General features: G+C 42.8%; 13 protein-coding genes and 1 pseudogene. 3 read left to right on the top strand and 11 right to left on the bottom strand.

Going from position 1 to position 14,578, the window contains the following annotated elements:
• Positions 1–102 precede the first annotated feature (102 nt).
• The 3 genes from ACE1CD_RS07680 (at position 103) to ACE1CD_RS07670 (ending at position 3,161) form a co-directional block, all read left to right on the top strand.
• Positions 103–870: a cysteine hydrolase family protein gene (locus tag ACE1CD_RS07680; RefSeq protein ID WP_374789701.1), complete on the top strand. Its 768-nt coding sequence runs from the start codon at positions 103–105 to the stop codon at positions 868–870.
• Between the two features lie 77 nt (positions 871–947).
• Entirely contained in the window at positions 948–1,400 is a 453-nt protein-coding gene (locus ACE1CD_RS07675; RefSeq protein WP_374789700.1) for a cupin domain-containing protein, read from the top strand.
• Between the two features lie 126 nt (positions 1,401–1,526).
• Entirely contained in the window at positions 1,527–3,161 is a 1,635-nt protein-coding gene (locus ACE1CD_RS07670; protein WP_374822890.1) for a CocE/NonD family hydrolase, read from the top strand.
• 20 nt (positions 3,162–3,181) lie between these two features.
• Here the strand turns inward: ACE1CD_RS07670 and ACE1CD_RS07665 are convergent, their stop codons facing one another.
• From ACE1CD_RS07665 to ACE1CD_RS07615, 11 genes and pseudogenes are all read right to left on the bottom strand, one after another.
• The gene (locus ACE1CD_RS07665) at positions 3,182–4,408 is read right to left on the bottom strand and encodes an RNA-guided endonuclease InsQ/TnpB family protein (RefSeq protein WP_374789697.1); all 1,227 of its coding nucleotides are present in this window, start codon (positions 4,406–4,408) and stop codon (positions 3,182–3,184) included.
• 167 nt (positions 4,409–4,575) lie between these two features.
• Positions 4,576–5,907, bottom strand: coding sequence for a cytochrome P450 (locus tag ACE1CD_RS07660; RefSeq protein WP_374822887.1), 1,332 nt, complete (start codon positions 5,905–5,907; stop codon positions 4,576–4,578).
• Between the two features lie 176 nt (positions 5,908–6,083).
• The gene (locus ACE1CD_RS07655) at positions 6,084–6,935 is read right to left on the bottom strand and encodes an MBL fold metallo-hydrolase (RefSeq protein WP_374822885.1); all 852 of its coding nucleotides are present in this window, start codon (positions 6,933–6,935) and stop codon (positions 6,084–6,086) included.
• Positions 6,925–8,037 carry a chorismate synthase gene (gene aroC, locus ACE1CD_RS07650; RefSeq protein WP_374789692.1) on the bottom strand — a complete coding sequence of 371 codons (1,113 nt, stop codon included), beginning with the start codon at positions 8,035–8,037 and terminating at the stop codon, positions 6,925–6,927. Before aroC ends, ACE1CD_RS07655 begins: the two co-directional genes overlap by 11 nt.
• A gap of 189 nt (positions 8,038–8,226) precedes the next feature.
• Positions 8,227–8,673 (bottom strand): hypothetical protein, encoded by a 447-nt coding sequence (locus tag ACE1CD_RS07645; RefSeq protein ID WP_374822882.1) that lies wholly within the window; start codon positions 8,671–8,673, stop codon positions 8,227–8,229.
• A gap of 343 nt (positions 8,674–9,016) precedes the next feature.
• Positions 9,017–9,214, bottom strand: coding sequence for a type II toxin-antitoxin system MqsA family antitoxin (locus ACE1CD_RS07640; RefSeq protein ID WP_374822879.1), 198 nt, complete (start codon positions 9,212–9,214; stop codon positions 9,017–9,019).
• On the bottom strand, positions 9,211–10,683 hold the full coding sequence (locus ACE1CD_RS07635) for a DUF1802 family protein (protein WP_374822877.1): 1,473 nt from the start codon (positions 10,681–10,683) through the stop codon (positions 9,211–9,213). The genes ACE1CD_RS07640 and ACE1CD_RS07635 overlap by 4 nt, the downstream gene beginning before the upstream one ends.
• Before the next feature lie 7 nt (positions 10,684–10,690).
• Positions 10,691–11,335, bottom strand: a complete 645-nt coding sequence (locus ACE1CD_RS07630; RefSeq protein WP_374822874.1) for a Uma2 family endonuclease — start codon at positions 11,333–11,335, stop codon at positions 10,691–10,693.
• A gap of 57 nt (positions 11,336–11,392) precedes the next feature.
• Positions 11,393–13,237 carry a P-loop NTPase fold protein gene (locus ACE1CD_RS07625; RefSeq protein ID WP_374822872.1) on the bottom strand — a complete coding sequence of 615 codons (1,845 nt, stop codon included), beginning with the start codon at positions 13,235–13,237 and terminating at the stop codon, positions 11,393–11,395.
• A 46-nt stretch (positions 13,238–13,283) separates the two neighbouring features.
• Positions 13,284–13,961, bottom strand: coding sequence for a hypothetical protein (locus tag ACE1CD_RS07620; protein WP_374822869.1), 678 nt, complete (start codon positions 13,959–13,961; stop codon positions 13,284–13,286).
• 397 nt (positions 13,962–14,358) lie between these two features.
• A pseudogene (locus ACE1CD_RS07615) lies at positions 14,359–14,578 on the bottom strand (photosystem II q(b) protein); the annotation flags it as partial.

Genomic DNA, 14,578 nt, shown 5'->3' with positions numbered 1-14,578 from the left:
TTTACGAGTTTTGGCGCTAAAAAGTAGTATTCAACATATAAGTGTAATTCGATTTTGAGCTACAACAAACCTGTAACTCAAAACTCAAAACTCAAAACTATTATGATCCCTCTGCGTACCTTGGGCGTACCCCCGAATGCTTGGGCAGTTGATGCCGAAATAGCCGATATCACCCGCCCACCCGTAGAACCGCAACCGATTACCCTGGCGACAGAAACGAAAACCCTGCGCCTGGATTTGGCAAAAGCCGCCATATTAGTAATTGATATGCAGAATGATTTCTGTCATCCCGATGGCTGGTTGGCGCATATAGGCGTAGACGTAACACCCGCACGCACTCCCATCAATCCCCTCCAAACACTCCTACCAGAATTGCGAAATGTCAAAGTTCCCGTAATTTGGCTTAACTGGGGAAACCGTCCCGACTTAATGAATATTAGTGCCGGACTGCGCCACGTTTACAATCCTACAGGCGATGGTGTTGGTTTGGGCGATCCTCTACCGGGCAACGGTGCTAAAGTTCTGATCGCCGGCAGTTGGGCAGCTGCTGTTGTCGATGAATTACAACAAAAACCAGAAGATATCCGTGTCGATAAATACAGAATGAGCGGTTTTTGGGATACACCTTTGGATAGTATCCTGCGGAATCTGGGAAAAACTACTTTATTTTTTGGGGGAGTGAATGCAGATCAATGCGTAATGGCGACACTGCAAGACGCTAATTTCCTCGGTTATGATTGCATTTTAGTCAAAGATTGCACTGCCACTACTTCACCGGAGTATTGCTGGCAAGCCACTCTTTATAACGTCAAACAATGTTTTGGTTTCGTCACCGATTCTCAAGCTATCTTAAAAGCAATTACTAATTAGTTACTTGTCAGTTGTCATTTCTTAACAACTGACAACTGACAACTGACAACCGATCGATAACAAAGGACGCATAATAAATGAATAATCGTTGCATGATTCCGGTCGCTAAATCTCCCAGAGACTATCAAGCGTATCGCATCAGTCCTCGCGATACCAATCGGTTAGCGATCGTCTTCGATCCGGCAAGTGCTAATGTATCCTTAACTTTGTGCGTAGAAATTTTTGATGTCGGCGGTAAAACTCCCCCCAATCGACATAATCTAGCTGTAGAAATGTTTTTTATCCTCAAAGGAGAAGGCAGAGCAAGCTGCGATGGCAAAACAGTCCCTATCCGCGCCGGAGACAGCATATTAGTACCGCCAACCGCAACTCACGTAATTGAAAATACAGGTTCCCAACGTTTATACGCCCTTTGTTTTATGGTTCCCAACGAAGACTTTGTAGAATTGATCCGCAGCGGCACACCCGTGGAATTGGATGAGGAGGATTTAAGAGTTCTCGGTCGTGCAGATGCGTTGGTTCCCTGCTAAATAATAAGTCATTAGTTATGAGTCATTGGTCATGCGTTATTTCTTATGGTATTTTTGCTACTTAAGCGAGTAGGTTGGCAATGCCCACCCTACCTAGCAAGACCAGTGCCCAATGTCCAATACCCAATGACCAAAGAAACAGTTTCGATGTTAACCAGAGACGGGGTGCGTCTTTTTGCCGATATCTACCGACCCGATAGCAAAGGTACTTATCCGGTATTGCTGATGCGGCAACCTTATGGGAGAGCGATCGCATCTACAGTCGTCTACGCCCACCCCTCTTGGTACGCATCCCAAGGTTACATCGTCGTCATTCAAGATGTGCGCGGACGCGGTACATCAGAAGGCGAATTTAAACTGTTTGCCCGCGAAATAGAAGACGGTTTCGATACTGTTAATTGGGCAGCGCAACTACCCGGTAGCAGTGGCCAAGTCGGGATGTATGGTTTTTCCTACCAAGGCATGACCCAACTCTATGCCGCCGCCGCAAAGCCACCCGCCTTAAAAACTATTTGCCCTGCGATGATTGGCTACGATTTATATACCGATTGGGCTTATGAAGGCGGAGCATTTCGTTGGCAAGATAACTTGAGTTGGGCGATTCAGCTAGCAGCAGAAACCGCTCGTTTGCAAAAAGATGAAAAAACTTATCAAGCTCTTTACAGCGCTTATCGCAATTTACCTTTATCTGACTTAATTCCCGCCCATCCGGAAATATTGAAAACTCTAGCACCTGACTCTTTTTATCACGATTGGTTAAATCATCCCAAACCGGATAAATATTGGCAAAAACTTGCACCAAAAAGCTATTTTCAAAAAGTAGATATGCCCATGTTGCATATGGGGGGATGGTTCGATACTTACCTGCGCGGTACGCTGCATTTATATAAAGAAATGGCATCCCGCAGCGCTTTTCCTCAATATTTGTTAATTGGCCCTTGGGCGCATCTACCTTGGGGACGGAAAGTAGGTGCGTTAGACTACGGTGCGGCTGCTGTCAATCCGATCGATCTTTTGCAAATTCGCTGGTTTGACCAATTTCTTAAAGGCAAAGATACGGGATTATTGAAAGAATTACCGGTGTGTCTATTTGAAATGGGCAGTAATTTGTGGCAATCTTTTGAAAAATGGCCGACAAATAATCATCAACCTTTATTTTTGTCAAGTAACGGTTTAGCCAATTTGCGGGATGACGCGGGTAAATTAGTCAGAAAAGAGCAAGCAGCAGAAAATCTAAAATCCCAGGATGTATTCGTACACGATCCTTGGCGACCGGTTCCCGCTTTGGGAGGTCATGCTAGCAATCCGCCCGGTGCGTTCGATCGCAGTGCGATCGACTGTCGTACAGATGTTGTAACTTACACATCGCCACCGTTAACAGAAGATTTGCACATAGCTGGAGACGTGGCGGTAGAAGTTTACTGCACAGCAGATAAACCGAGTTTTGATTTGTGTGCCGTACTTTCCCAAGTGCAAACTAATGGCAGCGTCTACAATTTTACGCAAGGATACGTGCGAGTCGAACCCGATCGAAAAACAGCACCGTTGACAATTTCCCTTCAACCAACTTGTATGAGAATTGCCAGAGGTAATCGATTGCGCCTGAGTTTGAGTGCAGCTTGCTTTCCCGCTTATCCCGTCAACCCCGGAACTGGTGACTTACCTGCCGAAACTCGTTTAATTGACGCTCAAATTATTACCGTGACAGTACAAAGTGGCGCGAATTTCCCCTCGCAAATTTTACTGCCCATTCACAGTTAGTAGCTTTATGGACAAATATCCTAAATTGCTACTTTACCCGGAGTAATCCGAGAAGGGCAAACTGCAATACCCTCTATCCCTAAGCTAAAAGCCGCAGGGACTACCTTTCTTATTATGTTCAGACTGGCGTTGATATCTGCATGGATAAGTTTTCCATTGGCAGATTTATACCAAGCTCTTTCGATCCGTCTACCATTAAAGCTATGTTTTACGCCTTCTTGATAAACCGGGATTGGATCTAAGTCTAAAAACGATGAAGCCGAAGTATAGCTTTCTTCATTAATCAAAATAGCGAGCCCAACTAATTCAGCTTTGTATTTTAATTGCTCGATAAATCGTGCATGGGGGATACTCACGAAGTTCTGATTAGTTGTTGCGCCCAAGTTGATTTTTTGTTTCCATTGGTCGTTTTTTCCAATAACTAATGTACCAATACCAACGCTAACCAAGTAATCAATAATCCATCTACTAGCGTTATGTAGATAATTATCAATTCGGTTGTTGCGTTGACAAGTCAAAGCTTGAATGCGACGTGATGTTTTAGCGTTGTCCATCAGGTGCGATTGCAAACGAGCTTTGGTTTTGTTGTATTGTTGGTTGATAGATTTCAGTGGTCGCCCGTTAACAAGAACTGGTTTGAATCCCTGCTTGTTTGAAGTTAAGGCCGCTAAATTATCTAGACCTATATCAATACCTGCTACCCAATTAGGGTTCAATTGTTGTGGATTTATGTCTTGAGAATACACCACTTCAATTACATATTGCCCACACTGAGGAATTAGGCGCACTTCTTTAACATCGTTTGCTTTTGTAGTCAAGCTTATTTCAGTTTGAGATAATTTAATTACTCCTTTTTTTAGTAGAGGTTTGGAAATTGCTCCTTGTTCGTAAATTACAAGGTTTCGTCCCTTGCCTTTATCTTTGTATTTCGGTAACTTTGGGCGACCTTGAAACCTTGAAGGGTTTTGTTTATAAGCTTTTTGTGCTTCAAAAAACGATTTCCAATTTCGGTGTAAAACCATCAATACTTGATTGCTGACCTTTCTTGGTAAAGCAGTATAAGACTCATGATGTTTTACTAAGTGAAAAACCGCAGCATTATTCAGGTATTTGTTTTCACAAATAAATGACTGCCTCACTAAATAGTTGGCGTAGTTATAAAGGTTCTTGGAACGCCATGCTAAATCGTCTATTTCTTTGTAGAATTTATGACCTATTTTAATAATATGACGCTCTACCAACCTCATTCCTTTCTCCCATCATAATGCAGTTCGGCAATGATTTTCTCTGTTTTTCGTTTTGCCCTCCGCCAACCATAAATTCGTATTCTGATAATTTCATCTACCCATATTATATTAATTGGGTATAAATGGGTATGTTTTCAATAAATATTTAGAACACTCCATCGGCTTAGTTAAATCCGCCGAAAATTGACCCGCAACCCATCCCGTGGGTGCAGCATCGGCACCGCATCCAAGCTGAGATTTTGTTCGGGCAGCAATTCCCAGGTATAGTTACGCAGCAGGTGCGCCGCCACAATTTTCATTTCCATTTGGGCAAAAGCTATCCCCAGACAAATACGCGGCCCACCGCCAAACCCTACCAAGCTAAACTCTTGTTTTTTATGTTCGGCGCGTTCTGGGCTAAAACGATCGGGATCGAATTGTTCGGGTTGGCTAAAAATGCGGCTATCTTGATGGGTTTCCGGGATGCGGTAGGTAATCTGCCAACCTTTGGGAACATAATAACCGTTAAATTCAAATGGCTCGATCGCACAGCGAAAACCACCGCCCACTGGAGGATAAAGCCGTTCCACTTCCCGCAGCACTTGCTCTAGATAGGTCATTTGTTTGATCTGTTCGATCGTCAGGGAACCATTCCCCACCAGCTTTTGTTGTTCGGCGCGGGCGCGTGTCCATACGTCGGGGTGCTGTGCTAGTGCCATGCAAAACGAAGTGAGCATGGATGTGGTTGTCTCGTGTCCTGCAAACAGCATCAGCAGCGCTTGGACTTTGAGTTCTTGCATACTCAAGCCGTTGCCTTCTTCATCGCGACTCTGAACTAGCAACCCCAAAGCATCCTGTGCGGGTTCTTGCTGCCTGTGCAGCACGGCTTTTTCGATGTGTGCGAGGAGGCGATCGCGTGCCCGCAATGCCCGCCCGTAGGTAGTCCAAGGCCAACGCAAAGGCACTGTAAAAAAGCCATCAGTTAGTTCGGTAAACCATTGACTCAGTTGCGCTGTCTGCTCTCCCGGTTCGCTACCGATAAGTAGAAAACTGGCAATTTCAAAAGTCAGTTGTTTGAATTGTGGAAACCAAACAAAGCTGCCCAGACGCTCCCATTTTTGCAAATAATTCTGGGTAATCCGTTCCATGACGCTCAGGTAGTTGCCCAGCGCTTTACCGTGAAAAGCTGGCATGAGCAATTTGCGGTTGCGCTGATGTTCCGCTCCTTCTTGCAAAAATAGCGACTCGCCCAGCAGTTCCTTGAAGGTATCGGGCCAACCTTCCCGCCAAGAAAACCGATCCATATGGCTAGATAAGATGAAGCGGTTCGCCTCCGCACCTGTCATAAATATGGTAGGACGCCCCATGATGTGGGTTTTGAAAATCTGCCCATATTTTTTTTGGCGCTTATTTACAAAGTTGCGATCGCGCAAAAAGCTGACTGTTTCCCCAATCAACGGCAAACCAAAATTACCGGGGGGTAAAGGTAGCGACTCTCTTGCATCCGTTGTTGTCGTCATTCCAGCTTCTCTCCCAATCAGAATTTTAGATTTTAGATTTTCTTCCCATCTAAAATCTAAAATTCCCGATTGACTTTTGACTTTTGACTTTTGACTTTTGATTTTCGAGTTTTGACTTTTGACTTTTGACTTTTGATTTTCGAGTTTTGACTTTTGACTTTTGACTTTTGACTTTTTCACACCACTTTCAAAATCATTCCCTCTTGAGCTAGCACAGCAGTGGGGGAAACTGCTAACATTTTCTCTTTGAGTTGATCGAGAAAATCATCGCTGTGACCGGGTTCGTGGTGAAATTTCACAAATGTTTTCACCCCAGCTGCCTCAGCTATTTTTACTCCTTCTTCCCAGGTAGAGTGTCCCCAGCCCACTTTGGGAGATTTTGGGTTATGATACTCGGCATCGGTGTACATGGAATCGTAAATCAAAAAGTCTGCTTCGCGGGCTAGGTGCAGCACATTTTCATCCATGCGATCGGGGAAATGTTCTGTATCGGTGCAGTAAAATACTGAGTGTCCCTGCCATGTCACTCGATATCCCATCGCGCCATTCGGGTGGTTGAGCGGCCCTGTTTCAATAGTAATATCATCTAAGGTTATGGTATCCCCGCATACCATATCGTAGAATTTCAAATCTGCCTGCATTCCTTCTAGAGGCACTGGGGAATTCGGATGGAGTACTCTTTCGATGAAATGCTGTTTCATCGAACCCCCATCTTGCGGCACCGCTCCATATATATGGAAGCAATTGCCTTTGATAAAAGCTGGGGTAAAAAAGGGCACTCCTTGGATGTGATCCCAGTGGTAATGGGTAAAAAACATATATGCCTCTACAGGCATTTCTTTAAGTAAAGTTCTACCCAATACGTGCAAGCCGCTACCGCCGTCAAAGATGAGGCGCTTGCCACCTACCCGCATTTCTATACAGGAGGTGTTGCCGCCATAGCGTGCGGTTTGGTTTCCAGGGGTGGGTATGCTACCTCGGACGCCCCAGAACTGAACAACAAATTCGGAAGAAGGGCTAGTTTCCATCTGCATCTTCAAATTTCAAGGTGCCGCATTGCCCCTGGTGCCGTAACAAATGATCGCACAGCACTAAAGCAACCATTGCTTCTACCATAGGCACGGCTCTAGGTAAAACGCAAGGATCGTGCCGTCCTTTGGCGGCGAGTGTTGTCTGTTCGCCTTCACGAGTCACGGTACGCTGCTCTTTACGAATAGTAGCTGTAGGTTTGAATGCCACTCGCATAATAATGTTTTCGCCGTTAGAAATGCCACCCTGAATGCCACCAGAACGGTTAGTCGCAGTGCGAATATTGCCGCTGGAGTCGATATAAAATTCATCATTATGCTCGCTGCCCGTAAGCAGCGTACCTGCAAATCCAGAGCCTATTTCAAACCCTTTACTCGCAGGCAAGGACATAACACCCTTCGCTAGGTCTGCCTCTAGTTTATCGAATACTGGCTCGCCTAAGCCTTTAGGTAAGTTCCTCGCCACACATTCTACAACGCCGCCGATCGAATCGCCGGCTCGCCGCACTTCTTCGATTAGTTCGATCATCCGATCGGCACATTCGCCATCCGGACAGCGGACTATGTTGCTTTCTACCTGTTCCATCGTGACGGTATTAGGATCGACGACGCCTTCTAGGTCTTTAATTCGCTTAACATAGCCGATTATTTCTACGTTAGCGAACTGTTTAAGAATTTTTTTAGCGATCGCGCCTGCTGCCACTCTGCCTATTGTCTCTCGTGCTGAGGATCTGCCGCCACCCTGCCAGTTGCGGATACCGTACTTAGCGTCGTAGGTAGCATCGGCGTGGGAAGGGCGATATTTCTGTGCCATTTCATCGTAATCTTGCGGGCGCGTATCTTGATTTTTCACCAAAATTGCGATCGGCGTTCCCAGCGTTTTGCCTTCAAACACGCCTGAAAGGATTTCGCAGGTGTCGCTTTCTTTGCGCGGAGTGACGATTTTGCTTTGTCCCGGACGCCGCCTGTCTAATTCTACTTGAATCTCTTCGGCAGATATTTCCAGTCGGGGTGGGCAACCATCAATTACGACTCCCACGCCGCCGCCGTGGGATTCGCCAAATGTAGTGATGCGAAATAGATGACCGAAGATGTTGCCCATAAGGTTGTACTGAGGATCGAAATATTGATTTTAGCAGCGATCGAGCTTAACACCAAGATATTGTAAAGAGGTTTGCGGAAACCTCTCTACAATAGCTGTTTTCTGTCTGCTTGAGTTTGCTGTACAGGTGGATATGCCAAATTGCAGCAATTTTACTTATTTAACTCATCCCGATCCGGAAAAATGTTTTTATATTACTTCTAAGTCCCGCAGATAGTAAAAGCGATCGCTATCGATATCCTCACCTTCATCACATCCTAAGTAGCCTGTCAGGGGCGAGCAAAGTTCCATCAGTACCCCGTGCAATTCTTCCCGATTTAAAAAAGGCGGTGGTGCGTCAGCACTGGCATAAAAGATTTGCAATTCACTAAACTTAACACTTTCTGTATTACTTTTCTTTAAAATATCCTTGACTAACTGCACAAGGTACGATCGCAAGTTTAGTTTACTGTAAACCAATTCGATATATTTCTCAACTGCATTATCAGCTTCACCTGGATTCTGACAATCTTTCAATTTAAATATATCTACCGCTCCAGGATACTGACTTTGCAATTTGGCCAGTTTCTCAAGGGTTCCCGGTTGAATATCATCCATATCTTGTATCGTTGCTGCATTTTCAAGTATAATTTTCATTTTACCTCAGTCGCTTGACATCTCGCGCAGAAAGTAGAAGCGCTCCCTATATAAAATTAATTTACCGCAATTACCGCCTATTTATACTGGTTATTTAAAGACGATGAATTCTCTGGGATAGAAATTTCTTCAGGAAGTATCCAGACTACTTTACCATTTCGCCACGCAGCTATGGGATTACCTAAAACTTTGTGTTTCCAAACAGCTTTCTGGACTGCTCGATTCAAAGCTCGATCGAGGTTCCCTCAGAAAAAATTTCTTCGATGCTTTTTTCATTTGTTTTATTCATTAGCTTAATTTCTAAAATATAAAATTTTTACACTGCATATTGAATAATTTCTACTTATGCTCCCTTCTTCATTCCTATTTCTGTCCGTTGCCATACTTGCGCTGTAACATCATCACTTAAGTAATATTCGCCGCAGTTATCGCAAACTTCGGCTGGTACTTTTTTGATAATGACGATCGATTCGTCTCTTTCTAGGGTTACTGTAACTAACCCTGGTTTGGTTTGTCCATTTTTGGAGGTTAGACATTTCATAAATTTTCTATAATCAAATCACGGAGAAAGTAAAAGCGATCGCTCTGCCAATCATTACCTTTTTTACGTCCTAAATAACCAACTAAAGGCGAAGAAAGTTCTAAAAGTAATTCGTGAACCAATCGTAAATCCTCTGGCTTAAAGGTTTGTTCCTTTTCCTTAAACACAGCATTATATTGGACACGAACTTCGGCTGTTAAATGTCCGCTCCCTGATTCACCCAGTTGTTTGACTGCTTCGACAATATGCGATCGCAGCTTGATATCTTGCTTAACTTTCTCTATGTAAGCGTTTACTTTATCATCTACTATACCAAATGGTTCGCTTTGTAAACACTTCTTCAAATCTAGCAAGTTAATTGAGCCTTCATAATTTGCTTTAAGTTCAACTAATCTTTGTAAAGTTTCAGGTCGTATTACATTCATTTTGTTGCCGATAGCGGTTTTGTTAGCGTGATTATTTAATTCACCAGCAGCCAGAATTATTTTGATGCAATTGTCATATTCCTCTTGAAGGTGCTTGTATCCCAACTTGACAAGTTGTGCTGGCGTTCCATCAGTTACTATTTCCGTTTTTGTAGCTTTGCATTCGCCTACGACTTGATAAGGTGTTTCGCAATAGAAATCTAACCCACCAGCACCACCAGTTGAATTTGGATCGAGGCTTGCTTTTGGGTTTTTATTGGAGTTGGAGAATCCAAGTTTGATGAAGCTTTTACGAACTATTTTTTCAAATTCGTCACCATCGCTGGAATTTCCAACTTTGGCTATTTTATTAATCCAATCTAAATTTCGATCGTAGTTATCTAACGTTGTAAATTCAGACCAGCCTAAAAATAATTTAAGTTGTTCATCTAGTTTTTTAGCATCTGATTGGATAAGGGAGAGTTGCGCGATCTCACTTTGCAATTCTTCCAATTCTGGATGTTCTGGTGGAAGTCGATGTTCTAGCTGGTGACGGCGTTGGGAGAAAATGCGCTCGCTCAAAATTGGCGAATTATCGCTAACACTGATAGATTTAGGTAAAGCCACAAATTGCCCCTGGCTATCCGCAGACATTACCAGTGATTCTGGTAGCAAATAAACGCGCAGATAAGCTAGAAAAATATAGGGACGTTTGGCGAGGATTTGTTGCAATGCGTCTATCGTCCAAATTGTTAGCGGTGATAAAACTTCTAATGCTTCAGATTTATCGAGAATTTGGCACAATTCGCATCTAGCCCAAGCTTTAATGATTACTCCTTCAGGGTGTAATTGGGAAATGGTGTTTTTGGCAACGGTTAAAAAGCTCGATCGATACTGCTGTTCGACTGGTAACAAGTTATTCGAGACATCTGTAGGATAAAGAGCAAATACTTTTCCTACATCAAGAAAAGATCGAGGTGTAGCAGAGATCGATCGCCCTTGAATTAACGCTTCTACATCTGGCGCAGGTAGCCTCAGTGCATTGTCAAGATAGAATGATGACATACAACTTTTATGATTGAAATTGAGTTAATAACCAAGCTACTACTTGCGAGTGTGACATTTGGCGACTGCGCCGCAATGTTTCTTCTAATACCGCCATTTCTAAGCCAGGTAATATTTGAGATTGAGTAATTCTTCTGCTTCCGCCGTTCGGGATAATTTCAAAAGCAATTATTTCAGCTTTTTGTACATCAACTATCCAATATTCCGCCACTCCCGTATCTTCATAAAGTAAACGTTTTTCACCTTTATCATCTGCCAATGTGCTATCAGATATTTCGATCGCTATGTCTGGCGGTGGAATAACGTCGAGGTTGGCAATTGATGTGCCTGTGGGAGCAAGTTGCGATCGTTCTCCAACATAATATGATATATCTGGTTGGCACTCACGAATACCTGTTTTTCGATAGCTACAATTATCTAAGCAATTGAGAGGTATACCTTTGATAGCACCGAACAAGGTAACAGTAGTAGCAATAATTCCATTATCCTTGGCATGATCTGGGCCTACTGACATGGTTTCAATCCTCATTTGTCCTTTGTAGTAATAGCCTTTCGCTTTTTGATAAGCAGGGTCTTCAACAGTTTGGATAAATTCATCCCATGTTGCTACAACCCAAGTATCAGTAGGTAGTTTTGTTGGTAAGGTACTCATAAACTCCTCGGTAGCGATTATCTCTTAGCCTTTTAATTCTAATTGAATTTGATAGCCTCATTGTGGTGCTAAACCTGTAGGAATTATCCCAGATGGATCGCTCAAAATCTCGCAAATGAGATAATTATTAGCTATTTCTGTTCTGTTAGCAATAAACTCAAAAATCTGTTCCTCACTCAGTTCGTAATCTAACCGACTCAAATAAACAGACTGAATAGCTAGCAGCGGTTTAATGTTGTCTTTAGTAAGTTTTACCCATTCGCCGCCCAACTGAGGGGATAAAAGTTCTGTTAAATAGGCGTTGGCTTTAGCAGCGGTGTCATTAATTTGTTTAGAACGCACTAAGCAACCGCGAGTCAATTTAAACTTTTTGTAGTCAATTAAACGTTTTAATCCAGCTTGTACACCTATCCCAGCAGACAATTGCAAAACCATTACTCCAATTGCTATATTTTTTCCGTTTTCTACACCGATAATCTTGAAATCAAGGTTGTAGCTTTTTTCGGAAGTTTTCGATTTAATTGCCTCAATTTTATCGATTTTTACCTGTTCTCTTGTCTGACCAATCAGCCTGCAAAACACCAAAGATAAAGCATTAGCAACTGCTGTTTTATCATCAAGTAAGTTGTCTATAGATGCCTCAACACTTAATAATTCATTATTAAATGCGGCCTCGACAGGATCGATTTTAAATCTTTTGTCATCTCCATCGCCTGGAACTTGAAAATGCGCTTCACACCAGTGCAAAACTTTTCTTACTGCTGGTCTTTCTTTTGCCAGTTCTCTTAGCTTGGTTTCCTCAAAGGGATATAAAGGATGGTGAGGAATTAAATTTTTGCTTTGGTAAAATTCTTTCATCCATAAATTGACTAACTCAACTATAGAGTCGGCATCTATAGGTTTTAACTCTATCGGCTCTGGAGTTCCTGTTGAAACTTTATAAGGTATACCGCCTGGTAGCGCTTTTATTTTCAGCGTCCATATATCAGGAATCATAACTGTTAAAATTACTACCCCTCGACTGCCAGTTCCTAGACTGAGGCTATCAAACAAATTCTTAACTAATTCAGATGCTACTATTTGTGCTAATGAAAGACCACCATCGTCAAATTTCGATATTTCTAGTTCGTCGAAACAAATAATGAGCGCACTATAGTCACCGATCAAGCTTAATATTTGCAAAACTTTATCGAAAGCTTTGGTTTCTCTATCATCCTTATCTGGATTTGGCAGTTCCAGCAAGGCTGCTTTAGCTTCAGCTAAATCATTTCCTGATAACCATTTAATCGCGTGAAGTGCATGATTTTTTGAAAGTGTCCATAATATAGCCCGTACAATATCAGGATCGCTAATTTGCGGTTTTAATTCACAAATTTCTTGCGTGAGGCTATCCATACCATACTCTTGCAGAATGTCAGGAAACCTTTCAATAGCTTCTTTTGGAGATAGAGGCTTTTTGACAACTTGGTTCAACATAGCGGTAGCTAGTTCTTGCCACTGCTTTACCCCTTGGCTACCAATTTGATTGAAACTATCTCCTAAAATTTGTAAAAATTGGTAGTGAATTCGGTTTAAATCAGAAAACTTACTGCCACTAGCATAAACAAATAAAGCACCTCCATCAGCTTGTAAACGGTGGCGAATGCGACTAATAAGATGTGTCTTACCTAGTCCTTGTTCCGCATTTATAGCGAGAGACGTTACTTGACCTTTACCAACAGAAACTTGTTTAATTGCTTGAAAAACAGCGTCGGAGGCATGGGCATTTAAACTTGGAATATCGGGAAATGCCTGACCCCAAACATTAGGAATTCTAACAGCAGCACCTTTGACTGCAAAAGGATTGTAACTTTGGATAGCAGCGTTAATTTTTTCAATTTCAGAAGGAGCAAAGCTAGTCATATCGATGTGTGTGAGGAATAAAATTGCCAAAAAGACAGGTTAAAATTTAGGAATTCAAGCGCTTGGCATAGTAGCGCAATCCGCTTAATTCGGTGGTAATTGAATCTTCAAGTTTATCGGGGGTGCTATCTGGTATTGCTCCTCCCATCAGTTGCAAAACATCATTAGCCTGCATTTCCAGCATCCACTCATTAAACTCCGATCGCGAAACCCGATCGCCAATCTCCCGACGTATCCTGTAAATTGGCACTAGGTTATCCAAGTTGTAATCACGGTTGAGTTTGTCGTAGACATCCAACGCTACTTGCTTAAACTCGTCATAAGATGCGATCGCACCCTCTACTCCCTTACCCGCAGCAGCTGGTGCAGTACCTCCATCACCTAGAGTTCCCCCCGCGCCGATCCACTTCAACAGCGCATTTGCCGTTTTTGCACCAACTTGGCTGCGAAAACGGAAATCCGGACTTTTCAAAATACCGCTCAACATCTCAACGCCTTTTGCAGGCATTTTGTATCCCTTCTTGGAAACTTCGATCGCACCTTCTCCCTGCAACACATCGAAAAGCTCTTGAAAATCTCCCTTTTTCCCACCCTTGGGTACAATTCTTCTCGTTAGCTGTCCCGTCGCCACTTCCTGCTGCGCTCCTCCTAAATCCCACAAAGCTAGCAACAGGCGAACTTTGGCGTGAGTATTTGTACCTTGTGCATCTGTTTCTGATGGCATATCAAAAGTTCCACAAATATTTGGATTGGAAAATAAGCGAAATAAGTAACCTATTAAAGTTTTCCTTATTCACAAGCGTGGGTGCAACTCTCGCTGCACCCACTTCAGATTGCTTACTTCTGAGATCTTTGATTTTCAGGCTTCTTTGATTCAAACCTCTACGAGCTATTTAACAAAATTTAAAATTTAGGTATTAGAAGAGCGATCGCTTTAATATTTTCTTCTAAAAAAATTTAGGTTCTGTTCCGCGATCGAAAACTCAAAAATTGTGCGATCGAATTTCACTTAAATACCATAACTATATATATTAGTCAATATAAATTATTGCCTTTTTGCATAAAAACCAAAAAGCGCCCCCCTTTTAGGAGAGCGCTTTTCGATTAGCTAAACACTAAACTTAGCCATTGATAGCAGGAGCAGTCATAGCAACCGGAGCAGAAACACCAGCAGCCAAATCCAGAGGGAAGTTGTGAGCATTGCGCTCGTGCATTACTTCCATACCCAGGTTAGCGCGGTTGATAATATCAGCCCAAGTTCCAATCACGCGACCTTGCGAATCCACAACCGATTGGTTAAAGTTGAAACCGTTGAGGTTGAAAGCCATCGTGCTTACACCC

The sequence above is a fragment of the Aerosakkonema sp. BLCC-F183 genome, assembly GCF_041929145.1.
In the GTDB taxonomy this organism is placed as follows: Bacteria; Cyanobacteriota; Cyanobacteriia; order Cyanobacteriales; family Aerosakkonemataceae; genus Aerosakkonema.
This window is presented reverse-complemented; position numbering and strand designations above follow the sequence as displayed.

Excerpts from the sequence above, each read along its gene's own strand:
- ACE1CD_RS07680 (WP_374789701.1), top strand. The coding sequence starts at position 103 with ATGATCCCTCTGCGTACCTTGGGCGTACCCCCGAATGCTTGGGCAGTT.
- ACE1CD_RS07675 (WP_374789700.1), top strand. The coding sequence starts at position 948 with ATGAATAATCGTTGCATGATTCCGGTCGCTAAATCTCCCAGAGACTAT.
- ACE1CD_RS07670 (WP_374822890.1), top strand. The coding sequence starts at position 1,527 with ATGACCAAAGAAACAGTTTCGATGTTAACCAGAGACGGGGTGCGTCTT.
- ACE1CD_RS07665 (WP_374789697.1), bottom strand. The coding sequence starts at position 4,408 with ATGAGGTTGGTAGAGCGTCATATTATTAAAATAGGTCATAAATTCTAC.
- ACE1CD_RS07660 (WP_374822887.1), bottom strand. The coding sequence starts at position 5,907 with ATGACGACAACAACGGATGCAAGAGAGTCGCTACCTTTACCCCCCGGT.
- ACE1CD_RS07655 (WP_374822885.1), bottom strand. The coding sequence starts at position 6,935 with ATGGAAACTAGCCCTTCTTCCGAATTTGTTGTTCAGTTCTGGGGCGTC.
- aroC (WP_374789692.1), bottom strand. The coding sequence starts at position 8,037 with ATGGGCAACATCTTCGGTCATCTATTTCGCATCACTACATTTGGCGAA.
- ACE1CD_RS07645 (WP_374822882.1), bottom strand. The coding sequence starts at position 8,673 with ATGAAAATTATACTTGAAAATGCAGCAACGATACAAGATATGGATGAT.
- ACE1CD_RS07640 (WP_374822879.1), bottom strand. The coding sequence starts at position 9,214 with ATGAAATGTCTAACCTCCAAAAATGGACAAACCAAACCAGGGTTAGTT.
- ACE1CD_RS07635 (WP_374822877.1), bottom strand. The coding sequence starts at position 10,683 with ATGTCATCATTCTATCTTGACAATGCACTGAGGCTACCTGCGCCAGAT.
- ACE1CD_RS07630 (WP_374822874.1), bottom strand. The coding sequence starts at position 11,335 with ATGAGTACCTTACCAACAAAACTACCTACTGATACTTGGGTTGTAGCA.
- ACE1CD_RS07625 (WP_374822872.1), bottom strand. The coding sequence starts at position 13,237 with ATGACTAGCTTTGCTCCTTCTGAAATTGAAAAAATTAACGCTGCTATC.
- ACE1CD_RS07620 (WP_374822869.1), bottom strand. The coding sequence starts at position 13,961 with ATGCCATCAGAAACAGATGCACAAGGTACAAATACTCACGCCAAAGTT.